The sequence below is a fragment of the Salinivibrio sp. MA440 genome (assembly GCF_001996265.1).
Lineage (GTDB): Bacteria > Pseudomonadota > Gammaproteobacteria > Enterobacterales > Vibrionaceae > Salinivibrio > Salinivibrio costicola.
The window spans coordinates 21,197-42,839 of the sequence record NZ_MUFI01000020.1 but is presented as its reverse complement, the minus strand read 5'-3'; the positions used below and the strand labels follow the sequence as shown (position 1 = coordinate 42,839).

At 50.4% G+C, this 21,643-nt stretch carries 24 protein-coding genes; 15 read left to right on the top strand and 9 right to left on the bottom strand.

Annotated elements, in window-relative coordinates:
- Window positions 1–156: 156 nt before the first annotated feature.
- The 3 genes from zapG to degS all read left to right on the top strand — a co-directional run bounded on the left by zapG (window position 157) and on the right by degS (window position 3,230).
- The gene (zapG, locus tag BZG80_RS08170; RefSeq protein ID WP_077459892.1) at window positions 157–561 is read left to right on the top strand and encodes a Z-ring associated protein ZapG; all 405 of its coding nucleotides are present in this window, start codon (window positions 157–159) and stop codon (window positions 559–561) included.
- A 69-nt stretch (window positions 562–630) separates the two neighbouring features.
- Window positions 631–1,995, top strand: a complete 1,365-nt coding sequence (locus BZG80_RS08165; RefSeq protein ID WP_108744110.1) for a Do family serine endopeptidase — start codon at window positions 631–633, stop codon at window positions 1,993–1,995.
- A 164-nt stretch (window positions 1,996–2,159) separates the two neighbouring features.
- Window positions 2,160–3,230, top strand: coding sequence for an outer membrane-stress sensor serine endopeptidase DegS (degS, locus tag BZG80_RS08160; RefSeq protein WP_077679106.1), 1,071 nt, complete (start codon window positions 2,160–2,162; stop codon window positions 3,228–3,230).
- Window positions 3,231–3,314: 84 nt separating this feature from the next.
- On the opposite strand, the gene murA is transcribed toward degS, so the two are convergent.
- The 7 genes from murA to mlaF are packed head-to-tail and all read right to left on the bottom strand — an operon-like array spanning window position 3,315 to window position 7,934.
- Window positions 3,315–4,604, bottom strand: a complete 1,290-nt coding sequence (gene murA / locus BZG80_RS08155; protein WP_021022663.1) for a UDP-N-acetylglucosamine 1-carboxyvinyltransferase — start codon at window positions 4,602–4,604, stop codon at window positions 3,315–3,317.
- A 9-nt stretch (window positions 4,605–4,613) separates the two neighbouring features.
- Complete coding sequence (locus BZG80_RS08150) at window positions 4,614–4,859, bottom strand: BolA family protein (protein WP_425271618.1); 246 nt, start codon at window positions 4,857–4,859, stop codon at window positions 4,614–4,616.
- Window positions 4,860–4,885: 26 nt separating this feature from the next.
- Window positions 4,886–5,200: an STAS domain-containing protein gene (locus tag BZG80_RS08145; protein ID WP_021022665.1), complete on the bottom strand. Its 315-nt coding sequence runs from the start codon at window positions 5,198–5,200 to the stop codon at window positions 4,886–4,888.
- On the bottom strand, window positions 5,197–5,871 hold the full coding sequence (gene mlaC / locus BZG80_RS08140; RefSeq protein ID WP_077459895.1) for a phospholipid-binding protein MlaC: 675 nt from the start codon (window positions 5,869–5,871) through the stop codon (window positions 5,197–5,199). The genes BZG80_RS08145 and mlaC overlap by 4 nt, the downstream gene beginning before the upstream one ends.
- 5 nt (window positions 5,872–5,876) lie before the next feature.
- Entirely contained in the window at window positions 5,877–6,356 is a 480-nt protein-coding gene (gene mlaD, locus BZG80_RS08135; RefSeq protein WP_021022667.1) for an outer membrane lipid asymmetry maintenance protein MlaD, read from the bottom strand.
- Between the two features lie 2 nt (window positions 6,357–6,358).
- Complete coding sequence (gene mlaE, locus BZG80_RS08130; RefSeq protein WP_077679105.1) at window positions 6,359–7,141, bottom strand: lipid asymmetry maintenance ABC transporter permease subunit MlaE; 783 nt, start codon at window positions 7,139–7,141, stop codon at window positions 6,359–6,361.
- Entirely contained in the window at window positions 7,134–7,934 is an 801-nt protein-coding gene (mlaF, locus tag BZG80_RS08125; RefSeq protein ID WP_077679104.1) for a phospholipid ABC transporter ATP-binding protein MlaF, read from the bottom strand. Before mlaF ends, mlaE begins: the two co-directional genes overlap by 8 nt.
- A 492-nt stretch (window positions 7,935–8,426) precedes the next feature.
- Between mlaF and BZG80_RS08120 the strand changes: the two genes are divergently transcribed.
- From BZG80_RS08120 to mgtE, 12 genes are all read left to right on the top strand, one after another.
- The gene (locus tag BZG80_RS08120; protein WP_021022670.1) at window positions 8,427–9,389 is read left to right on the top strand and encodes a calcium/sodium antiporter; all 963 of its coding nucleotides are present in this window, start codon (window positions 8,427–8,429) and stop codon (window positions 9,387–9,389) included.
- Between the two features lie 14 nt (window positions 9,390–9,403).
- Window positions 9,404–10,378 (top strand): KpsF/GutQ family sugar-phosphate isomerase, encoded by a 975-nt coding sequence (locus BZG80_RS08115; RefSeq protein ID WP_077576235.1) that lies wholly within the window; start codon window positions 9,404–9,406, stop codon window positions 10,376–10,378.
- Window positions 10,378–10,938 (top strand): 3-deoxy-manno-octulosonate-8-phosphatase KdsC, encoded by a 561-nt coding sequence (kdsC, locus tag BZG80_RS08110; RefSeq protein ID WP_077576237.1) that lies wholly within the window; start codon window positions 10,378–10,380, stop codon window positions 10,936–10,938. Before BZG80_RS08115 ends, kdsC begins: the two co-directional genes overlap by 1 nt.
- Window positions 10,935–11,498, top strand: a complete 564-nt coding sequence (lptC, locus tag BZG80_RS08105; protein WP_077459898.1) for an LPS export ABC transporter periplasmic protein LptC — start codon at window positions 10,935–10,937, stop codon at window positions 11,496–11,498. The genes kdsC and lptC overlap by 4 nt, the downstream gene beginning before the upstream one ends.
- Window positions 11,479–12,015: a lipopolysaccharide transport periplasmic protein LptA gene (gene lptA, locus BZG80_RS08100; protein ID WP_077679113.1), complete on the top strand. Its 537-nt coding sequence runs from the start codon at window positions 11,479–11,481 to the stop codon at window positions 12,013–12,015. Before lptC ends, lptA begins: the two co-directional genes overlap by 20 nt.
- An 8-nt stretch (window positions 12,016–12,023) precedes the next feature.
- Entirely contained in the window at window positions 12,024–12,749 is a 726-nt protein-coding gene (gene lptB, locus BZG80_RS08095) for an LPS export ABC transporter ATP-binding protein (protein ID WP_021022675.1), read from the top strand.
- A gap of 121 nt (window positions 12,750–12,870) precedes the next feature.
- The gene (locus tag BZG80_RS08090; protein WP_021022676.1) at window positions 12,871–14,340 is read left to right on the top strand and encodes an RNA polymerase factor sigma-54; all 1,470 of its coding nucleotides are present in this window, start codon (window positions 12,871–12,873) and stop codon (window positions 14,338–14,340) included.
- Between the two features lie 25 nt (window positions 14,341–14,365).
- Window positions 14,366–14,653: a ribosome hibernation promoting factor gene (hpf, locus tag BZG80_RS08085; protein WP_021022677.1), complete on the top strand. Its 288-nt coding sequence runs from the start codon at window positions 14,366–14,368 to the stop codon at window positions 14,651–14,653.
- A gap of 3 nt (window positions 14,654–14,656) precedes the next feature.
- Window positions 14,657–15,100, top strand: coding sequence for a PTS IIA-like nitrogen regulatory protein PtsN (gene ptsN / locus BZG80_RS08080; RefSeq protein WP_077645737.1), 444 nt, complete (start codon window positions 14,657–14,659; stop codon window positions 15,098–15,100).
- A 24-nt stretch (window positions 15,101–15,124) separates the two neighbouring features.
- On the top strand, window positions 15,125–15,976 hold the full coding sequence (gene rapZ / locus BZG80_RS08075) for an RNase adapter RapZ (RefSeq protein ID WP_077459901.1): 852 nt from the start codon (window positions 15,125–15,127) through the stop codon (window positions 15,974–15,976).
- The gene (locus BZG80_RS08070; RefSeq protein ID WP_077459902.1) at window positions 15,973–16,269 is read left to right on the top strand and encodes an HPr family phosphocarrier protein; all 297 of its coding nucleotides are present in this window, start codon (window positions 15,973–15,975) and stop codon (window positions 16,267–16,269) included. The genes rapZ and BZG80_RS08070 overlap by 4 nt, the downstream gene beginning before the upstream one ends.
- Window positions 16,270–16,375: 106 nt before the next feature.
- Window positions 16,376–17,743, top strand: coding sequence for a magnesium transporter (mgtE, locus tag BZG80_RS08065; protein ID WP_021022681.1), 1,368 nt, complete (start codon window positions 16,376–16,378; stop codon window positions 17,741–17,743).
- A gap of 170 nt (window positions 17,744–17,913) precedes the next feature.
- Here mgtE and rpoD read toward each other — a convergent pair whose 3' ends face one another.
- Both rpoD and dnaG read right to left on the bottom strand, forming a co-directional pair.
- On the bottom strand, window positions 17,914–19,758 hold the full coding sequence (gene rpoD, locus BZG80_RS08060; protein WP_077576240.1) for an RNA polymerase sigma factor RpoD: 1,845 nt from the start codon (window positions 19,756–19,758) through the stop codon (window positions 17,914–17,916).
- Window positions 19,759–19,851: 93 nt separating this feature from the next.
- Complete coding sequence (gene dnaG, locus BZG80_RS08055) at window positions 19,852–21,603, bottom strand: DNA primase (RefSeq protein WP_021022683.1); 1,752 nt, start codon at window positions 21,601–21,603, stop codon at window positions 19,852–19,854.
- Between the last annotated feature and the right edge of the window lie 40 nt (window positions 21,604–21,643).

Below are 21,643 nucleotides of genomic sequence, written 5' to 3'. Positions count from 1 at the left end.
TTCGCGATCTGGCATGTATAGTGAACACACGTTTCATCTTGCTAAGCCACCAGCAAATGTACGATATTATTATACGTAGGCAAGTGATTTCGCTTGCCCTGACTGACTCCCGGATACCCAGGGTGTTCAGTCAATGTGAGAGCACAAGGAGCAGTTATGGCCTGGATTAATAGCCTGATCTTTCTCGTCATCGGTATCGCGGTGGGCTTTTTTATTGCCCGTATGACCACGCGCGATCTCAAACAACAAAAAAATATGAAAAGGGAGCTAGAAAAGTCACGTTACGAGCTCGAGCAATACCGCCAAGAGTTGGTGGATCACTTTGCGCAAAGTGCTGAACTGCTTGATACCTTATCGAAAGACTACAATAAGCTCTATCAACATATGGCCAAGACATCGTCGGATCTGATGCCTGACTTGCCCGACCAAGACAACCCCTTTGCCAAGCGTCTAGGGAAAATCACCAACCTGGAAGTAGACACCGCCAGTCATCCACCTCGTGACTATTCTGGCAGCGCCTCGGGCTTGTTAAAAAGCGACGAAGGCTCGCGCGCCAGCTGATTGAGGATTGAACTTTTTCAGATTGCCCCCACTCTCAATTGGTACGTCGACAATTGGAGTTAACCCATGATGAAAAAGTCTTTACTCGCAATTAGCGTCGCCGCGCTGACTCTTGGCGCGGCCTTTTCTCCTCTACCGAGCTATGCCGCCTTGCCTCAAGCGGTTAGCGGTGAAGCCATGCCCAGTTTGGCGCCAATGTTGGAAAAAGTCTCACCAGCCGTGGTCAGTATTGCGGTGGAAGGCAACAAGGTGTCTAAGCAACGTATTCCTGATGCATTTCGGTTTTTCTTTGGTCCCAATGCCCCGTCTGAGCAAGTCCAAGAGCGCCCTTTTCGTGGTTTGGGATCGGGGGTGATTATTGATGCCGATAAAGGTTATATCGTGACCAACCATCATGTGATTGATGATGCGGATGAGATCCGTGTCCAACTCAAAGATGGCCGCGAATACGATGCGACCCTGATCGGCAGCGACGAAATGTCTGATATTGCCTTGTTGCAGCTCGATGAGAATGCGAAAGATCTGACGCAAATTCCACTCGCTGATTCGGATCGTTTACGTGTTGGTGACTTTGCCGTTGCGATTGGTAACCCATTCGGGCTCGGACAAACTGTCACCTCGGGGATCATCTCAGCACTGGGGCGCAGTGGTTTGAACTTAGAAAACTTCGAGAACTTTATTCAAACCGATGCGGCGATCAACAGTGGTAACTCCGGCGGTGCGCTGGTCAATCTCAATGGTGAACTGATGGGGATCAACACCGCGATTTTGGGCCCGAACGGCGGCAATGTCGGGATTGGCTTTGCGATACCGGTGAATATGGCGAAAAGCTTGGTCGACCAAATCATCGAATATGGCTCGGTACGACGCGGCATGCTTGGCGTGACCGGCCGTGAATTGACCGCCGAGTTAGCCGATGCCTTTGGGCTCGCCACCCAGCACGGCGCCTTTGTTAGTCAGGTAATGCCTGACTCTGCCGCTGACGATGCCGGGCTCAAAGCCGGTGACATTATTGTCTCTGTCAACGGTAAGAGTATTCGCAGCTTTAGTGAGTTACGCGCCAAAATTGCGACGTTAGGGGCAGGTAAAACCGTTGCGCTCGGCGTGATTCGTGACGGTGAAAGTCTCGAGATGGAAACAACCCTTAAAGAAGCGGCTCAAACGCAAACCAAAGCGGATAACCTGCACAAAGCTTTGGCTGGCGCAGAGTTGAAAAACCATGATGCGAAACCAGCAGGTGTCGAAGTTGCCACGATTGAAGAAGGCTCGCTTGCCGCTCGATATGGACTACGCGCGGGCGATGTCATTATTGGCGTCAATCGACACAAAGTAGAGAGCTTGGGCGATCTGCGCAAGCTGCTCGAGGATAAACCGGGTGTGCTCGCCCTTAATATTGTGCGTGATAACAGCTCGCTTTATCTCGTGATTCGATAAACCGGCGTCTATTCACACCTTAATATTGATGCCTGCCACGTCGGCAGGCATTTTTATTGGCTCATGGTTTTTTTATCCGCCCAGGACGGTGATGATTTCCACAACCCGACCTCACAATGCTATTCTCTAGCCTCGCTTTGTTTTGCTTGAGGATGGCATTGTTTATGCTGGCTTTACTTGTTCGTTCCGTGGTTATTGGCCTAGTCACGGCTGCCTTGCTATTAGTCGCGGTGCCTGATTTGCGCTCGGGCGTGTTATCCGAACTGTCTTTTATTGAAAGCGACGACCAAGACACGGCAGAACTGGTGTCATTTAGCTATGCGGTCAAGCGCGCCTCACCGGCGGTCGTCAATATCTACACCCGTAATTATACCGGTAACGATAAATTAGAGCTTAATACCCAAGGATTAGGCTCAGGGGTGCTCATGAGCGCTAAAGGCTATATCGTCACCAACTATCATGTTGTCGCCGAAGCCGACCAAGTGATCGTCGCCTTGCAAGATGGGCGCATTTTCACGGCACAAACAGTGGGTAAAGATGAGCGTACGGATTTAGCCGTGCTTAAAATTCAAGCAGACAATCTCCCCGTGATCCCGGTCAATCAAAACTATCAACCCACGGTGGGCGATACCGTACTCGCCATCGGCAATCCGTATAATTTAGGGCAAACCACCACCTATGGCATCATTTCCGCTACCGGCCGGACCGGGATGAGCTTTTATGGTCGCCAGGATTTTCTCCAAACCGACGCGGCCATTAACAGAGGAAACTCTGGCGGGGCACTGGTAAACAGTCGCGGTGAGCTCGTCGGCATCAATACCGCCTCTTTTCAACAAGCAACCGACCTTGAAACCTATGGCATTTCCTTTGCGATCCCTTACCGTTTAACCGCAAAAATCATGAATAAACTGATTGCCGATGGCCGAGTGATCCGCGGCTATATTGGTATTGATGGCCGTGATGTAAACCCGGTGATGGCCCGATTATTAGATGCCGAGCAGCAACGTGGGGTCATGGTCGCTGGGCTTGATAAAGACGGACCTGCAGAAAAAGCGGGGATTCAGCCTCAAGATTTGATTATTCAAATTAACGACAAGCCCGTGCGCGGTGCACGCGGTGCGATGGATATGGTGACCGATACACGTCCTGGCTCAACGCTTAACATTACGCTGATCAGAGACGGTGAAACCCTGACCTTGCCGGTCAAAGTGGGCGATGAACGCCAGCAGCGTTAATCAACGCATAGCGAAAATAGGCGCCCATAAAAAAACGCCAGCCTGTGAGGGCTGGCGTTTTTTGTGTTAAGGCATGAAGGCCAATTAGCCTGCGATATCACTGGACTCGTTCGCTTCATCGGCGTCAATGCGCTCTATTTTAGCTCCTAAAGCCTGCAGTTTATCTTCGATACGCTCATAGCCTCTATCGATATGATAAATACGATCCACCAAGGTTTCGCCCTTTGCAATACAGCCGGCAATTACCAAGCTGGCAGAGGCGCGCAGATCCGTCGCCATCACTTGTGCCCCGCTTAGGCTATCGGTGTCACCACAGATCACGGTATTGCCTTCAATCTCTGCATGAGCGCCCATACGTTGTAATTCCGGCACATGCATAAAGCGGTTTTCAAAGATGGTTTCGGTGATTATTCCAGTGCCTTTGGCCACCAAGTTCAGCAAGCTAAACTGAGCTTGCATATCGGTTGGAAAGCCCGGATGTGGCGCGGTACGCACGTTCACGGCTTTGAGCTCGCGGTCTGTCATATCTAATTCGATAAAGTCATCACCCGTCACCACCTTGGCACCGGCTTCTTCCAATTTATGAAGGACCGCTTCGAGTAACTCTGGCGAAGTATGGCGACACACAATATGCCCACCAGACACCGCGGCCGCGACCAAGAAGGTGCCGGTTTCAATGCGATCTGCCACCACGGTGTGCTTACCGCCGCCAAGACGCTCTACGCCTTCAATCTCAATGCGATCGGTGCCTGCTCCCGTGACGTTTGCCCCCAACATGTTGAGGAACTTGGCCGTATCGACAATTTCTGGCTCACGCGCCGCGTTTTCAATCACCGTAGTGCCTTGTGCTAACGTCGCCGCACTCATGATGGTGACTGTCGCGCCGACGCTGACTTTGTCCATCACGATATGCGCGCCTTGCAAGCGACCATCGACGGTTGCACGCACATAGCCCTCATCCAACGTGATGGTGGCACCGAGCTGTTCAAGGCCGTTAATGTGCAAATCCACGGGCCGCGCGCCAATCGCACAACCGCCAGGCAAAGACACTTCGCCTTTACCGAAGCGAGCGACTAACGGCCCAAGTGCCCAAATAGACGCACGCATGGTTTTCACGAGATCATAAGGCGCACAGAGCTCAGTAATCTCACTGGCATCAACATGCACTGACCCGTTGCGACTCACCTTGGCCCCTAAGCGTGATAACAGGGCCATCGTTGTGTCAATATCGCGTAACTTAGGGACATTCGCGACTTCGACTGGCTCTTCAGCCAGTAATGAAGCAAATAAAATCGGGAGGGCGGCATTTTTTGCGCCAGAAATGGCCACATCACCTTTAAGCGGGCCATTGCCCGTCACTCGAAACTTTTGCATCATATCCTCTTACAACTGCATCAGCTTTTTATCGCGTGCCCACTCAGCCGGTGTCATCGCTTTAATGCTGACCGCATGAATATCATTACGCGCAATATGATCCGTTAGCGGACCATAGATCGTTTGTTGCTTTTTTACGCGTGACATACCGTCAAACATCTCTGCAACAGCGATGACCTCAAAGTGGCTGCCATCACCTTTCACATGCAGCTCGTCCACTGACTGAGCCTGTTCTGAAAAAGCGGCCTCTAAAATGGCTTTAACGTCGCTTGCTTCCACGTTTAAACTCCTTGTTGATGCTCCGCATCGTCAAAAAATGTGTCTAAATTACTCAGCGTTAACAATAGTTTTAGCTGTTCAGGCATCCCTTGATACCGTACCTGCTGTCCTTGATGACGCAGCGTACGATCAAGGTGGAGCAACATCGCCATTCCTGCTGAATCCACACGTGATAACGCACTTAAGTCTAACGTTAAGGCGTTATCGGTTGGGATCCATTGGTGACGCTGACGCCAAAAGGCAGGCACTGTGTCACGATCAAGCCGTCCTGACAAGTGATAGTGCTGCTCGCTGCCAGCCGTCAAGTTGACGCTCATGATGCATCCTGTTTTTGTTTATCTTCACGACGGATGGGCCGCTTGGCGATCTCTTTTAATTGTTCGACCACGGCATCAATACCATCACGACGCAGTGGTGTCTTCCACTCAGACTGCTTCGATTGGATCATACTGACCCCTTCAGCCGTCACGTCATACGCTTGCCAATTTCCTGTCCGCGTATTTTTACGTAAGCTAAAATCCAGACGAATAGGCGGACGTGATGCGTCAGTCATATCGACGCGAACTTTGACAATTTTATCATTCGGATCAATCGGTTTATCCTTTTGAACCTCAATGGTTTGGTCGTCATATTCGAGTAAAATCTGTGCATAGGAGGCAATCATGTACTCGGTGAAGGCCTCGGTAAATGCATCGCGCTGTTCAGGCGTTGCCTTGCGATAATACTGGGCGCCTAATATCAGCGACGCCGCATAGCGCGTATGGATATAAGGTAGGAGTTCGTCTTTGACGACATCACGTAATAAATCGGGATCAGCACGGAGCAGGGTGCGATCTTTGCGTATGCGCGAAAACGTATTCTCTGCGACTTGTTCGATCAGCTGATATGGGTTGGATTGGTCGACCGGCTCACTGGCCTGTACCGTCTGTCCAAGGCTGACTAACATTAAGCTCAGCGCCGAGCCAAATGCGATAAGTGTCTTTCTCATGCCATTTACTCCTTGTCACCCATGCTGTAGAGGAACTGACCAATCAAATCTTCTAAGACAAGGGCCGACTTGGTGTCTTGGATTTTTTCTCCCGCCTCTAAATAGCCAATGCCGAGCGCTTCATCGACAAACCCTGGGGTAATACCGATATATTGCTCGCCCAGCAGCCCTGCAGTGTAGATCGACGCCGAGCTCGATTCCGGGAAACGTCCCGCTTCTTCACTGATTTGCAGTGTCACTTGTGGGACATAGGTGTCTGGATTGAGCGAAATATCCGTTACCTGGCCAACAGTAACGCCCCCCACTTTGACAGGGGAGCGCACTTTTAACCCACCAATATTGTCAAACTCAGCGGTGAGGGTGTAGGTGTCTGCCCGCCCCCAACGCTGAACATCGGCGACTTGAAACGCAAGGGCTAATAGCGCTGCAATCCCTGCGATCACAAAGCAGCCTACCCAAAATTCTGTTTTACGACTCTGTTGCATGATTAATTCCCAAACATGAGTGCAGTAAGGACAAAGTCTAAGCCGAGTACGGCCAGCGATGAATGTACCACAGTACGTGTGGTCGCGCGGCTGATCCCTTCCGAGGTTGGCGTGGCATCATAACCGTTAAAAAGTGCAATCCAGGTCACGGCGATAGCAAAAACGAGGCTTTTGATCAGCGCGTTACCCACATCGTAGCCAAGGTCGACCGATGCCTGCATCACCGACCAAAAGCTGCCATGATCAATGCCTTTCCAGTCTACCCCGACCAGCTCGCCGCCCCAAATCCCGACCAGCATAAAGATCACCGCCAGTAAGGGCATGGCGATGACGCCGGCCCAAAACCGGGGCGCAATAACACGACGCAGCGGATCAACCGCCATCATTTCTAAACTCGATAGCTGCTCGGTGGCTTTCATCAAGCCAATTTCAGCGGTCAGCGCGGATCCCGCCCGCCCAGCAAATAGCAGTGCTGTGACCACAGGGCCAAGCTCGCGCAGTAGCGATAAAGCAACCATTTGCCCAAGGCTGGTCTCGGCACCAAAGTCCGACAAGACTAAATACCCTTGCAGGCTTAATACCATGCCGATAAATAACCCGGAGACAATAATGATCGCGAGTGAGCGTACTCCGACAGAATAGAGTTGTTGAATAAGCAGTGGGAAAGTTTTACTCGGTTGAGGACGCCCCACCAGCGCACCGGTCATCACAAAGGTGGCGCGGCCCATTGACTCGGCCACACGCATGGTTCGACGACCCATGTCCGCGATTTGTGTTTTAACCACCGAAAATCTCCTGCTTTAACTCACCCGCGGGATAACGAAATGGCACGGGCCCATCGGCATGCCCTTCTAAAAACTGCTGCACCCAAGGGTCTGGATTATCTCGCAACGATTGCGGCGATCCACTGGCGATAATACGGCTATCGGCCAAAAGATACACTTTATCGGCAATGCTCATCACTTCAGGCACGTCATGTGAAACGACCACACACGTTAGTCCTAGTGCTTGGTTGAGTTGACGAATCAAGGTCACCAGCACGCCCATGGTAATGGGATCTTGTCCTACAAAGGGTTCATCAAACAAAATGAGCTCAGGATCAAGGGCAATTGAACGGGCCAGAGCCGCTCGACGGGCCATGCCGCCTGAGAGATCGCTGGGCATTAATGCGGCAGCCCCTCTTAATCCCACCGCCTCAAGCTTTAGCATTACAATGGTATGAATCATGGATTCATCCAAGTCTGTGTGTTCGCGCAGCGGGAAGGCAACATTATCGAATACCGACATATCGGTAAACAGGGCGCCTGATTGGAAGAGCATACTCATGCGCTGGCGGACATCGAATAATTGGCGACGCCCTAGCGAGGGAATGGAGTGGCCATCAAAAATAATATCACCGGCGTCTGGCTTTAGCTGGCCGGCGATCAAGCGTAGTAACGTGGTTTTACCGATACCTGAGGGCCCCATAATGGCGGTGATTTGCCCACGTGGTACCTGCAAGTCGACATGATCAAAAATGCATCGGTCACCCCGTGAGAATGTCATCCCATTGATATCTATCAGGCTCTTTGCTGCCATGGCCGCATCTCATGGTTGGAAAGGAACAAAATGAAGTGGCTGATAATAAGGTGTCACCCCGCCTAACACAAGCCAGCCTGCGTATCGGGCCAAGCAGGACGTGACCCACCCCTGATAATAGCAGCCAAGAAACGGTTTATATGTCAAGACGAGGTCAATGTGCGCCCCTTGCCCTGTGACGCGCCTTAGCCGCGATATAAGCCTTGGCGACGATACCAGCCTTAGCTGCAATACAAACCTTAACCGTGGCGCAATCGTTAATCGCGAGCAGGCGGCCGTTTATCGGTGGCCGTTCCACGGCGGCAACATCAAGATGATCCTGTCACAGCAACCCGCTTCATGGTGAACCATCTTTATCGTATCCGTAAGTCAGTGGGTGGAAAATGCCGGAATTGATAACTCACATGGGGGCTTTTTGCTTCACATTTCCCCCTTTAACCGTCAGAATTGCCCCTCATTTGAACCAAATTCACAACGCAAAGGATAAGTGTCATGGTTATAGCGGTTGCCATACTCATTGTTGGACTCATCGTGCTGGTATGGAGTGCCGATCGACTGGTCTTTGGCGCGGCTGCAATCGCGAAAAACTACGGCGTTTCGCCTTTAATCATCGGCATGACGATTCTCGCCATGGGATCGTCGGCACCGGAAATGATGGTATCTGCCAACGCAGCCCTCGCCGATAAAACCGATACCGCAGTGGGGAACGTTTTAGGCTCAAATATCGCCAACATAGCGCTTATTATTGGTTTTACCGCGCTGATCAAGCCGCTGTCGATTGGGTCGACCATTATTCGCCGTGAACTGCCACTGATGCTTGGGGTCACCGTCCTCGCGGGGGCCTTGCTTTGGAATAATCATCTAGGGTTTTTCGAAGGGGTGGGACTGATCACACTGTTTGTGATCTTTATTTTAATGATGATTAAAATTGGTAAAGATTCAGGTGATTCCGACCCAATATTGGCCGATCAGCAGTCTGACATTCCTAATGATGTTAGCAACCTGAAAGCGGCGATATGGATTATTATCGGCTTGCCTTTACTGTTGCTGTCATCGGATCAAGTGGTCGACTCCGCGGTTACCATCGCTCAGTATTTTGGCATGAGTGATCTGGTGATTGGCTTGACCATTATCGCCATTGGCACCAGCCTTCCTGAGCTTGCCGCTTCGATTGCCGGCGTCATGAAGGGTGAAGATGATTTGGCGGTGGGTAATATCATCGGCTCGAATGTGTTTAATATTCTCGCGGTCATGGCCATTCCTGGGTTACTCAACCCCTCAGCGATCAGCGAATATGCCATGAGTCGTGATTATTATATTATGCTGGTGCTGTCTATTATGTTGCTGGTGTTTGCGTTGGGCAAATCACGCAGTATTAATCGCATCGAAGGCGCCGTTTTCTTACTTTGTTATATCGGTTACCAAAGTTACCTATTTATTAACGCTGCCGCCTAAACGGACACAGTACAATGAGTGAATACAGTTTTGACTTTCGCCGCGCCGGGCTGGATGTCCTTAACATTGAGCAAGACGCGATTGCACAATTAAAAGCCGCCATTGATGATCGTTTTGAGGCGGCTTGCCAGCTGATGCTAAACGCCACCGGCAAAGTGGTGGTGATGGGAATGGGTAAGTCAGGCCATATTGGCAAAAAAATTGCCGCCACCCTCGCCAGCACTGGAACGCCTGCGTTTTTTGTCCATCCTGGCGAAGCAAGCCATGGTGATTTAGGTATGATCAACCAAGGCGATGTGGTGCTCGCGATCTCTAATTCCGGCGAGGCCGGTGAGATATTAACCTTGCTACCCGTGATTAAACGCTTGGGCATTCCGTTGGTCTGTATGACGGGCAATGCGCAATCTAGCATGGGGCAGTTAGCAAAAGTGAATCTCAACATTCATGTCCCGCAAGAAGCCTGCCCACTGGCATTAGCTCCTACCTCGAGCACCACTGCCACCTTAGTAATGGGCGATGCCCTTGCCATGGCCTTGATGCAAGCAAGGGGCTTTACCGCGAATGACTTTGCGCTTTCGCACCCGGGCGGTGCATTAGGACGCAAGCTGTTACTGCGCATTAGTGATTTGATGCATCAAGGCGCGCGTTTACCCGTGGTGCCCGAAACAGCCACCGTGCGCGATGCTTTATTAGAAGTGTCTGAAAAGGGCTTGGGAATGACCGCTATTGTCGATGCTGGACAACAGCTGACCGGCATTTTTACCGATGGTGACTTACGCCGCTTGTTAGATATGCGGATTGATTTGCATACCACCACCATTGGCTCGGTGATGTCAAAAGGCCCGGTGACGATTGAGCCGGAGTTGCTCGCGGCAGAAGGACTTAAACTCATGGAAGAGCGAAAAATTAACGGGCTGTTGGTTGCCAAAGACGGCCAGCTGCTTGGCGCCCTTAACATGCATGACCTTTTAAAAGCCGGAGTGATCTAATGGCCTCTACCGTAATTGAAACGCTGTACGGCCCTATCGCCGCCGATGTATTCCAGCGTGCCGCTGCCATTCAATTACTCATCTGTGATATTGATGGGGTTTTTTCTGATGGTCGCGTCTATATGGGCAATCAAGGCGAAGAGCTCAAAGCATTCCATACCCGCGACGGCTACGGCATAAAATCATTGATGAACGCCGGGATTGAAGTTGCTGTCATTACAGGCCGCCAATCTCAGATCGTTGAGAACCGAATGCGCGCACTGGGTGTCAAACATGTGTATCAAGGCCAAAGCGACAAGTTAGCCGCGTACCAAGATTTGTGTTCGCACTGTGATGTACTTCCCGCACACACAGCTTATATTGGTGACGATTTGATTGACTGGCCAGTGATGGAAAAAGTGGGGCTGTCTTGTTGCGTCGCAGATGGCCACCCACTGCTAAAATCGCGTGCTGATCATGTCACCCACATTGGTGGTGGGTTTGGCGCGGTGAGAGAGGTCTGTGATTTGCTGCTAGAAGCCCGTGGCGAGCTCGATCAACACAAAGGTTTGAGTGTATGACTCGGCGGCTAGGCCTGCTTCTGCTGATCGTGCTTTGTGCACTCAGCGGCTATTACCTATTGGCCCAGCACCGTTGGCAAAAGGTACAACAGGTCACCCCTGATGCAGAAAAGCCTTTGTTTACCGGCGAAGACATTGAAACGGTGCAGTATACTGCCGACGGTGTGCGTAGTTATACCGTTGAAGCCAAGCATCTTGAGCACTACGCCAAAATCGATGAGACCCATTTTAATGAGCCTGTACTTTGGACCTACCAAGACGGCCAAGATGAAGAGTGGCGTGTGAGCGCAAACTACGCCGTTTTATCGGACGAGCACCTGCTCACTATGACGGGCAATGTCCGTATTTTTAATTTACTGCCGAATGCACAAATTGATTCGGTAACCACCGACTCTGTGACCTTAAACCTCACAACACGAGATTTTTGGTCCGATAGTCCTACCACCATCACGGGCACCCGTTTTCAAACCACAGGAAAACGCGTGAAGGGCAACTTCGGTAGCCACCAGATGGAATTGTTAGACGATGTTAAAGGCCGATATGAAACGACCCCTCGTTAAAGCACTAGCAGGTGCGATGTTGCTATTTTCGCACTACTCACTAGCGCTGAGTAGCGACACCGAGCAACCTATTCACATTCAATCTGAAAGTCAGCATTTGGACATGGCCACCAGTACGGTGACCTTCACACAAGATGTCGTGCTCACCCAAGGCAGCATTAAAATCTTGGCCGATAAACTGATCGTTATCCGCCCGGAGGGGAAAGATGGCAGTGAAACCATCGAAGCCTATGGTAAACCGGCAACCTTTGAGCAAACCATGGATGACGGCAAACAGATTCATGGCGAAGCGAACAAACTGCGTTATGAAGTCGGTAATGAATATCTCAAAATGTCGACCAATGCGATGCTCGAGCAAAGTGGCAACCAGGTAGAGGGCAATGTGATCACCTACGAAATCGACAAACAACAATTGGTTGCCGAGAGTGATAGCAACAAACGGGTCACCACGATTTTACAGCCGACAAGTAAAAAAAATTCATCCAATAACGATTCATCTGAGTCAGACGCGGAATAAGAGGCCACATGGCAACACTGACAGCGGCCAACTTGGCAAAAAGTTATAAAGGGCGAAAGGTCGTCGCCGATGTAAGCTTGGAAGTGAAATCCGGTGAAATCGTCGGTCTGCTTGGCCCGAATGGTGCGGGAAAAACCACCTCATTTTATATGATTGTGGGCTTAGTGGCCCGTGATGAGGGGGCGATTTATATCGATGATAAAGACATCAGCATTCAACCCATGCACAATCGCTCTCGCTTGGGGATCGGTTACTTACCGCAAGAAGCGTCGATATTTCGTAAACTCAGCGTCTACGATAATCTCATGGCGGTGCTACAAACGCGTAAATCCTTGACTAAAGAAGAACGTCAGGACAAAGCCGAAGACTTGTTGGACGAGTTTAATATCCAACATATTCGTGACAGCTTAGGCATGGCGCTTTCTGGGGGCGAACGCCGACGGGTTGAAATTGCGCGCGCCCTCGCCGCGAACCCTAAATTTATTTTGCTTGATGAGCCCTTCGCTGGGGTTGATCCGATTTCGGTTATCGATATAAAAAAAATCATTGAACACTTACGTGACCGTGGTCTCGGTGTGCTCATCACTGATCACAATGTACGCGAGACGCTCAGTGTCTGTGAGCACGCTTACATTGTCAGCCAAGGTCACTTGATTGCACACGGCACGCCTGATGAGGTGCTCAATGATGATCACGTTAAACGGGTTTACTTGGGCGATCAGTTCAAATTGTAGGATCGGCTCACGCTAAAAAATGCCAATCAAGGCTATAGTTAAATAAAGCGCTTGCTCTGTCGACCAGAGCAAGCGTTTTTAACCTCTTTGGTCGTTGAAAAAGGAAAGGTGTAAAGCCTCTATGAAACCCACGCTTCAGCTTAAGCTTGGACAACAACTCGCAATGACACCACAACTGCAACAGGCGATTCGTCTGTTGCAGCTGTCGACGTTGGATTTGCAACAAGAGATCCAAGAAGCGTTGGAATCCAACCCTCTATTGGAACATGACGAAGGCCAAGAGCAAGACACGGATCAAAGTGATAGTCAGCACGATCAGCATGCGGCCTCACAAGAAACGGCAACCGCCAGTGCCGATACCATGGAAACATCCGATGCGTTCGAAAAAAACGAAATGCCGGATGATCTCCCAGTTGATACGACATGGGACCACTTATACTCTGCTGGCACCGGCAATACCGGTGTGGGTGGATATGATGATCAGCCCGTTTATCAAGGGGAAACCACGCAGACGCTATATGACTATTTAAAATGGCAGCTTGAGCTCACGCCATTTTCCGAAAACGATCACGTGATTGCCATGGCTATCATTGATGCGGTGGATGACCAAGGCTATCTCTCAGTCAGTACCGAGGATATTTTAGATAGCCTCGGCAGTGATGATATTGAACTGGATGAAGTTGAAGCGGTGCTTAAACGTGTCCAGCACTTTGATCCTCTGGGGATTGCGGCGCGTTCACTGCAAGAATGTTTAATGCTGCAACTGGCCACCTATGATGACAATACGCCCTGGCTGGCAGACGCGCGCAAGGTCTTGACCGAGCATATGGACTTACTTGCCAATCGCGATTATCGCCAACTCATGCGAGAAACCCGTCTAAAAGAGCCGGAGCTTAAAGCGGTGATGCAGCTCATCCACAGTTTAGAGCCTCGCCCGGGTAACTTAATTGTCACCAACGAAGCTGAGTACGTGGTCCCTGATGTATCCGTGTTTAAACACCAAGGCCAATGGGTGGTACAAATTAACCCAGATAGTGTGCCTAAACTGAAAGTGAACGAGCAATATGCCGCTTACGGACGCAATGGCTGCAGTGCATCTGATGGCCAATTTATTCGTTCACACTTACAAGAAGCAAAATGGCTGATTAAGAGCTTGGAAAGCCGCAATGACACCTTACTTAAGGTGACGCGCTGTATCGTTGAGCACCAACATGACTTTTTTGAATACGGCGAGGAGGCCATGAAGCCCATGGTCTTGAATGATATTGCCCTTGATGTGGATATGCATGAGTCGACCATTTCCCGTGTCACCACACAAAAGTATATGCATACGCCTCGCGGTATTTTCGAGCTGAAATACTTTTTCTCCAGCCATGTGAGCACCGACAATGGCGGTGAATGCTCATCGACGGCGATTCGCGCCTTCATAAAAAAATTGGTCGCTGACGAGCCGGCAAACAAGCCACTCAGTGATAGCAAGATTGCCGCATTGCTGGCCGAGCAAGGTATTAAAGTTGCAAGACGGACCATTGCCAAGTACCGAGAGTCACTTGGCATTGCGCCGTCAAACCAGCGCAAGCGTCTATTGTAGGCGCCTCAACAGAAGGAAAATGTGTATGCAAATCAACCTGACTGGACAGTCTGTCGACATCACGCCACCATTGCGCGAGTATGTGGAAACCAAATTTGCTAAACTCGAGCGCTTTTTCGAGCACATTAACAATGTCCATGTTGTACTGAATGTTCAAAAGCTTGACCAAATCGCAGAGGCAACGCTCCATGTAAATAACGGCGAGCTCCATGCGAAAGCACAGTCGCAAGACATGTATGCGGCCATTGACGGGTTGACCGATAAACTGGTTAAACAACTGAGTAAACACAAAGAAAAGCTCAAACAGCATTAGGCTATGGAACTTAAAGATGTACTTTCAGTGGACTGCACGCGTAGTGCTGTCCACTGCTCCAGCAAAAAACGCGCCCTGGAAATTATTAGTCAGGTTGCTGCGGATAAACTGGGCACTAACGCGCAAAAATTGTTTGAATGCATGCTAAGCCGTGAAAAACTCGGCACCACAGGCATTGGCGCGGGGATTGCTATCCCACATGGGCGAACACTTGAGAGCCAACAGGCTATCGGGGTGTTGTTGCAATGTGCGGAACCTATCGAGTTTGATGCAGTCGATAAACGTCCGGTGGATTTGCTATTCGCGTTACTGGTACCCGATGAGCAATGTAAGGTGCACTTACAAACCCTTTCGAGCATTGCGGAGAAGCTGAACGATAAACAGCTATGTCGTCAACTTCGCAGTGCTGACTCAGACCAAGAGCTCTACAACATTATTACGCAATAAGCCATCAGGCTAACGGGGAACATTATGATGCTAAAAATTGTCAGTGGCCGCTCTGGCTCAGGCAAGTCAGTGGCGCTAAGGGTACTCGAGGATCTTGGCTACTATTGCGTCGACAATTTACCCGTTAACTTACTGCGTGACTTTGTCGTGTCACAAGATGACGCCGACGCCAAAATCGCGGTGAGTTTAGATATCCGTAACCTTCCGAATGCGAAAGAGCCGATCGCGGATACCTTAGAGGCATTACGACAAGTCTGCGATGTGACACTTTATTATTTGGATGCGGATGACAAGGATCTGATCAAACGATTCAGTGAAACACGGCGTTTGCATCCGTTATCGCGACATAATTTGTCACTTGAGCAAGCGATCCAAGCCGAAAAGCAACAGATGGCACCGATAAAAGCTCATGCCGATCGCGTTATCAACACATCCGGGCTCTCTATCCACGATTTGAGTGAATCTGTGCGTGCCTTGGTGCTTGGCCGCACCAGCAGCGATCTTGTCATGGTATTTGAATCGTTCGGCTTCAAGCATGGCTTGCCCGCCGATGCCGATTATGTGTTTGATGTTCGCTTTTTACCCAACCCGCATTGGGAGCCCACGTTACGACCCCATACTGGCTTAGAAAAACCCGTCCGCATGTTTCTTGCCGCTCAGCCAGATGTCGCAATGGTGATCGCGCAAATTAAGGGCTTTTTAGAGTCTTGGCTCCCGGCGCTTAAAAATAACAACCGCAGTTATGTGACCGTAGCAATCGGCTGTACCGGTGGTAAACATCGCTCTGTCTATGTTGCCCAGTATTTATCTGATTATTTTCATGAGTTAGGCGAACAGGTGCAAATCCGTCATCGCACGTTGGAGCAACAAGGATGACCGCCTTGTCAGCACAGGTCTGTGTCCGTAATCGCCTTGGCCTCCATGCCCGCGCCGCGATAAAGCTGGTTGAGTTAGTGCAAGACTATGATGCGCAAGTCACCCTACAAACCGACACTAAGTCCGCTAATGCAGACAGTGTGATGGCGATGCTGATGCTCGAATCAGCACAAGGCGAAACGATCACAGTGTCGGCCGATGGCCCTCAGTCAGCGTTAGCCCTAGATGCAGTCAAAGCGTTATTTGATGCGGGATTTGACGAAGACACGGTCACCTCTCACGCCACGACGTAAGCCTGTGCGTTCATTGCCCACAATTCCCGCCTTCAACCGATTTGTCATGAGACAGACACCCCTGATTGGGTTAGAATTTTAGTCATTGCATTTGGGGGAGTGACCGATGGCAGAGTCAACAGAACAAGAACAAAGTAACCAAACCCACCAACGTCTCCAAGAAGTCACTCAACTCCTTGAGCAAGGGATGTTCGTACGCGTACGTCGCATGCTTGAGGACATGGAGCCGGAAGATACCGCCCACCTGCTAGAAGCATCGCCGCCAAAAGGGCGTCTTGTTCTGTGGCAATTAACCGATCCAGAGGATCAGGGGGAAATCCTTGATGAGCTCTCGGAGGACGTTAAAGACGGCATCATGGTGCGGATGGCGCCCGATCAGCTTGCGGCAGCCACCGAGGGCATGGAGACCGATGATGTCGCCTACTTGCTGCGTAGCTTGCCTCAGGACGTTTCTCAAGATGTGCTAGCGCAAATGGATGCCCAAGATAGGACGCGGGTGCAACAAGCCCTTTCCTATCCTGAGGAGTCTGCAGGCGGGATCATGAACACCGACGTCGTCACTATTCGTGATGATGTCACCGTGGACGTGGTCTTACGCTATTTGCGCATGCGCGGTGAGTTACCCGATACCACCGATACCTTGTACGTAATTGATCCCAATGGCCGATTAATCGGTAATTTGCCTATCAGTGCCCTCTTGGTGAATCAGCCGGATGTCGCCATTGCTGACATCATGGAGGATCCTGATGAAGCGATCAGCGTCACCATGGATGATGGCGATGTCGCCCATTTGTTTGAGCGTCGTAACTGGGTTTCCGCCCCTGTTGTCGACGAGCGTAATCACCTCGTCGGTCGGATTACCATTGATGATGTCGTCGATATTATTCGTGAAGATGCCGAGCATTCGATGATGAGTATGGCAGGCTTGGATGACGAGGAAGACACCTTTGCACCGGCTTTTAAAAGTGCACGTCGTCGTAGCATTTGGCTTGGGATCAATGTGCTCGCCGCCCTAACCGCGGCGTCCGTCTCTAATATGTTTGAAGGCACCCTGGATAAAATGGCGGCAATCGCCGTTTTAATGACCATCGTCCCTTCTATGGGTGGTGTAGCGGGTAACCAAACGGTCGCACTGGTGATCCGAGGGCTTGCCGTCGGCCATATCGGTGATTCCAACACCCGCTGGTTACTGGCCAAAGAAGCCACCGTGGGGTTGATGAACGGGCTGATTTGGTCCGCTATTATTGGTGGCATTGTGGTGGTTTGGAAAGGCAGTATTGAGTTAGGGTTAATTATTTCCGGTGCAATGCTGGTCAACCTATTTATCGCGGGCATTGCTGGGGTCGCAATACCGACATTGCTGAAAAAATACAATATCGATCCGGCGTTAGCGGGCGGCATGGCGCTCACCACCATCACCGATGTGGTCGGCTTGCTTGCCTTTTTAGGCTTGGCGACGTTGTTTATTACTTAACGCAGATAAGGTTAATCGGCCACGATGTGTGGGGTTGGTCCACGAGAAAAATCACGACAATAAACCCAAAAAAAGGCGAGCCACTGGCTCGCCTTTTTGTTATTACACTAAACCGCTGCTGTGCTAAACAGCTGTTACGCTTAACCGCTGTCCGCTAAACAGGTATCACTTTATTCGTCCAAGAAGCTGCGCAGTGTTTCTGAGCGGCTTGGATGACGAAGTTTACGTAGCGCTTTCGCCTCAATCTGACGAATACGCTCACGAGTCACATCAAACTGTTTACCCACTTCTTCCAGCGTATGGTCAGTATTCATTTCAATACCAAAGCGCATACGCAGTACTTTCGCTTCGCGTGGCGTAAGACCGGCTAAGACATCATTGGTTGCCATCTTAAGGTTGTTCGACGTCGCCGAATCCATAGGCAGTTCCAACGTGGTGTCTTCGATAAAATCACCTAAGTGTGAATCTTCATCATCACCAATCGGTGTTTCCATCGAGATCGGCTCTTTGGCAATTTTCAGCACTTTGCGGATTTTATCTTCTGGCATCAGCATCCGCTCTGCCAATTCTTCCGGTAACGGCTCGCGGCCCATTTCCTGCAGCATTTGGCGCGAAATACGGTTGAGCTTGTTGATGGTCTCAATCATATGCACCGGAATACGAATGGTCCGTGCTTGGTCTGCAATCGAGCGTGTGATCGCCTGACGAATCCACCAAGTAGCATAGGTTGAGAATTTATAACCACGGCGGTATTCGAACTTATCCACCGCTTTCATCAAGCCAATGTTACCTTCTTGAATCAGATCCAAGAATTGTAAGCCACGGTTGGTGTATTTTTTCGCAATCGAAATCACCAAACGCAAGTTCGCCTCAACCATTTCTTTCTTGGCACGGCGTGCTTTCGCTTCACCAATGGACATGCGACGGCTAATATCTTTGATACGCTCGACCGACAGGCCAGTTTCGTCTTCGATAATTTTTAGCTTCTGCACACAACGGCGTAGATCTTCTTCGTAACGTGCGACACGCTCTGCGTAAGGCTTGCCTGAATTAAGTGCTTGGTCAATCCATGCATCTGACGACTCGTTACCGCCAAACAGTTGCACAAAGGTTTTCTTCGGCATTTTCGCCTGATCGACACAAAGACGCATCACCAAACGCTCTTGGGTGCGAACCTTGTCCATGGTCTGACGCATGTCTTTTACCAAACGATCAAACTGTTTGGGGATCAGACGGAACTGTTTAAATGTCTCAGACAATTCTTCGATCGATGATTTAGTGCGGTCGTCATAACGCCCGTACTTCTGAATCGCGGTTTCCATTGCCGAATAAGTACGACGCAATTCGCTGAACTTTTCACGTGCGAGCTCAGGATCGATACCGACATCTTCCTCACTCTCATCGTCTTCGTCGCTATCGTCTTTGTCGTCGTCTTCATCTTCGTCATCCAGCTCTTTTTCACTGAGTTCGGAGCCGATATGGGTCGCGGTCGGGGCGACATTGTCCTGTTCGGGATCGATAAATCCCGAAATGATGTCGGTTAAGCGAAGCTCTTCGGCTTCAACTTTGTCGAATTGATCAAGCAGTGAAGCAATCGAGGCCGGATATTCCGCCACCGAACACTGCACCTGATTGATGCCATCTTCGATACGCTTGGCAATATCGATCTCGCCCTCACGGGTCAACAGCTCGACTGTCCCCATTTCACGCATGTACATGCGAACGGGATCCGTGGTGCGACCAATCTCGCTCTCCACACTCGATAGAGCTGCCGCCGCGGCTTCTGCTGCATCTTCGTCGGCCACGGTTTCTGACATCATTAACTCATCGGCATCTGGCGCGGCTTCCACCACTTGAATGCCCATGTCATTAATCATCTGAATGATGTCTTCTATTTGGTCGGAATCGACAATGTCTTCCGGGAGGTGGTCATTAACTTCGGCATAGGTCAGATAGCCTTGCTCCTTGCCTTTTGCGACAAGCAACTTTAGCTGTGACTGCGGATTTTGATCCATAGACGATATCCAACTTCGGGTCTGAGTGAAGAATTTAGTATGCGGAAACGCAAACCGCCAATTTTAACAAATGTCACCTTTGCTGGCTACTTTCTAAACGGACTGGCTCTGTATAAGGAGCATCAGTTCCCGCTTCTCTTCGACTGATAAGCCGACGGTATTTGACTTCGCTTGCAACTTGGCTATTTGTTGTTCGACACACTGGGCGAGTATTCTATCCAGTGAATCGCAAAAAAGTTCTGACGCATTTTCATCGTCAACATGTAGGTCCCAGCCAGCCAAACGGGCTAACAAGGCTTCTTGTTTGGTTCCCCGCCAGTGCTCTAGCAACTGGCCGGTAGTGATATGGGGGCGCTGTCGACAGATCTCAAGGATCGGGTTTAACAACGCTAACCCGGGTAAATCAATGGTGTCTGCCGAGGGTAACGGCGGCACTTCTTGACCAAGCATGGGGTACTGCACCAATAAGGCAATCACCTCACGCATGGGTGTACGCTTAATGTCAGGCTGACCATGGACCTTAACAGGTTGTCCTTGCCGGCTGATTAGCGTATCCAACTGGTGATCATCCATAATACCGAGCTTTTGCCCTAACGTATTACGTAAATAAAGACGCAACGTATCACCCGGCACTTTCTCAATCAGTGGCACGGCTAAGTTAGCTAGCTTGGCTTTGCCCTCTCGGCTACTGGTATCCACCTGCTTGAGCAAGGTATTAAACATAAAGGTCGATAAGCTTTGCGCCTCGCTTAAGCGCTGCTCAAAACCTTCTTTCCCTTCTTGGCGGATCATGGAGTCAGGATCATCGCCATCGGGCAAAAACATAAACTTCAGCTGCCGACCATCATGAATATAAGGCAGGGCTTGCTCCATCGCACGCCATGCCGCATCACGACCGGCACGATCACCATCGTAGCAACACAGTATAGTACTGGTTTGCCGGAACAGGGTTTGAATATGTTCACCTGTGGTAGAGGTCCCCAATGAGGCAACCGCATAGTCAACGCCAAATTGCGCCAACGCCACCACATCCATGTAGCCTTCAACCACCAAAATACGTTCGGGGTGGCGGTAAGACTGCATCACCTCATACAAACCATACAACTCACGACCTTTATGAAAGATCGGGGTTTCAGGTGAGTTAAGGTATTTAGGCGTGCCATCTCCCAATACCCGGCCACCAAAACCAATCACACGACCACGTCGATCGCGAATCGGGAACATAATGCGGCCACGAAAACGGTCATAAGTATGGCCATTGTCATTTTCAATCAGCATCCCTGCCGTTAACAGTTGCTGCTGATCGGCTTGGCTGCGCCCAAAACGTCGCTTAATCGTATCCCATTGGTCAGGAACGAACCCGACACCAAACTGTTTTACCACTTCTCCGGATAATCCGCGCTGTTTGAGATAATCGATGGCCACTTGCCCAGCATCGGTGCGTAATTCACCGCTGTAGGTACGCGCAATGGCTTCCATCATCTCGTAGATTTGGCGCTTATCATCACTTGGCATGCTGGGCCGTGCGGAACCACCCGACGATTGCTCGCGAGGTACCTCTAAACCCAGACCACTGGCTAGCTCTTCGATCGCTTCCGGAAATTCGAGCCGTTCGAATTCCATCATAAAGTCAATCGCATTACCGTGCACACCACATCCGAAGCAGTGATAAAACTGCTTATCCTGGCTCACACTGAATGAGGGGGTTTTCTCGTTATGGAACGGGCAACAGGCACTATAGTTTTTGCCTTTTTTCTTGAGCTTGACCCGTGCATCTATGATCTCAACGATGTCGAGACGTGAAAGCAAGTCATCAATGAATGCGCGCGGGATTCTGCCTGCCATAACCTGAAATTTATAAGGAGAGAAGCAAACAAGCCGCGCC

Coding starts and splice junctions, on each gene's coding strand:
- mlaC (WP_077459895.1), bottom strand. CDS start 5,871: ATGAGAAAGACACTTATCGCATTTGGCTCGGCGCTGAGCTTAATGTTA.
- BZG80_RS08120 (WP_021022670.1), top strand. CDS start 8,427: ATGGTTATAGCGGTTGCCATACTCATTGTTGGACTCATCGTGCTGGTA.
- hpf (WP_021022677.1), top strand. CDS start 14,366: ATGCAAATCAACCTGACTGGACAGTCTGTCGACATCACGCCACCATTG.
- murA (WP_021022663.1), bottom strand. CDS start 4,604: ATGCAAAAGTTTCGAGTGACGGGCAATGGCCCGCTTAAAGGTGATGTG.
- BZG80_RS08115 (WP_077576235.1), top strand. CDS start 9,404: ATGAGTGAATACAGTTTTGACTTTCGCCGCGCCGGGCTGGATGTCCTT.
- dnaG (WP_021022683.1), bottom strand. CDS start 21,603: ATGGCAGGCAGAATCCCGCGCGCATTCATTGATGACTTGCTTTCACGT.
- mgtE (WP_021022681.1), top strand. CDS start 16,376: ATGGCAGAGTCAACAGAACAAGAACAAAGTAACCAAACCCACCAACGT.
- BZG80_RS08090 (WP_021022676.1), top strand. CDS start 12,871: ATGAAACCCACGCTTCAGCTTAAGCTTGGACAACAACTCGCAATGACA.
- kdsC (WP_077576237.1), top strand. CDS start 10,378: ATGGCCTCTACCGTAATTGAAACGCTGTACGGCCCTATCGCCGCCGAT.
- BZG80_RS08070 (WP_077459902.1), top strand. CDS start 15,973: ATGACCGCCTTGTCAGCACAGGTCTGTGTCCGTAATCGCCTTGGCCTC.
- ptsN (WP_077645737.1), top strand. CDS start 14,657: ATGGAACTTAAAGATGTACTTTCAGTGGACTGCACGCGTAGTGCTGTC.
- mlaD (WP_021022667.1), bottom strand. CDS start 6,356: ATGCAACAGAGTCGTAAAACAGAATTTTGGGTAGGCTGCTTTGTGATC.
- zapG (WP_077459892.1), top strand. CDS start 157: ATGGCCTGGATTAATAGCCTGATCTTTCTCGTCATCGGTATCGCGGTG.
- BZG80_RS08165 (WP_108744110.1), top strand. CDS start 631: ATGAAAAAGTCTTTACTCGCAATTAGCGTCGCCGCGCTGACTCTTGGC.
- degS (WP_077679106.1), top strand. CDS start 2,160: ATGCTGGCTTTACTTGTTCGTTCCGTGGTTATTGGCCTAGTCACGGCT.
- lptA (WP_077679113.1), top strand. CDS start 11,479: ATGAAACGACCCCTCGTTAAAGCACTAGCAGGTGCGATGTTGCTATTT.
- BZG80_RS08145 (WP_021022665.1), bottom strand. CDS start 5,200: ATGAGCGTCAACTTGACGGCTGGCAGCGAGCAGCACTATCACTTGTCA.
- mlaF (WP_077679104.1), bottom strand. CDS start 7,934: ATGGCAGCAAAGAGCCTGATAGATATCAATGGGATGACATTCTCACGG.
- lptC (WP_077459898.1), top strand. CDS start 10,935: ATGACTCGGCGGCTAGGCCTGCTTCTGCTGATCGTGCTTTGTGCACTC.
- rapZ (WP_077459901.1), top strand. CDS start 15,125: ATGATGCTAAAAATTGTCAGTGGCCGCTCTGGCTCAGGCAAGTCAGTG.
- lptB (WP_021022675.1), top strand. CDS start 12,024: ATGGCAACACTGACAGCGGCCAACTTGGCAAAAAGTTATAAAGGGCGA.
- rpoD (WP_077576240.1), bottom strand. CDS start 19,758: ATGGATCAAAATCCGCAGTCACAGCTAAAGTTGCTTGTCGCAAAAGGC.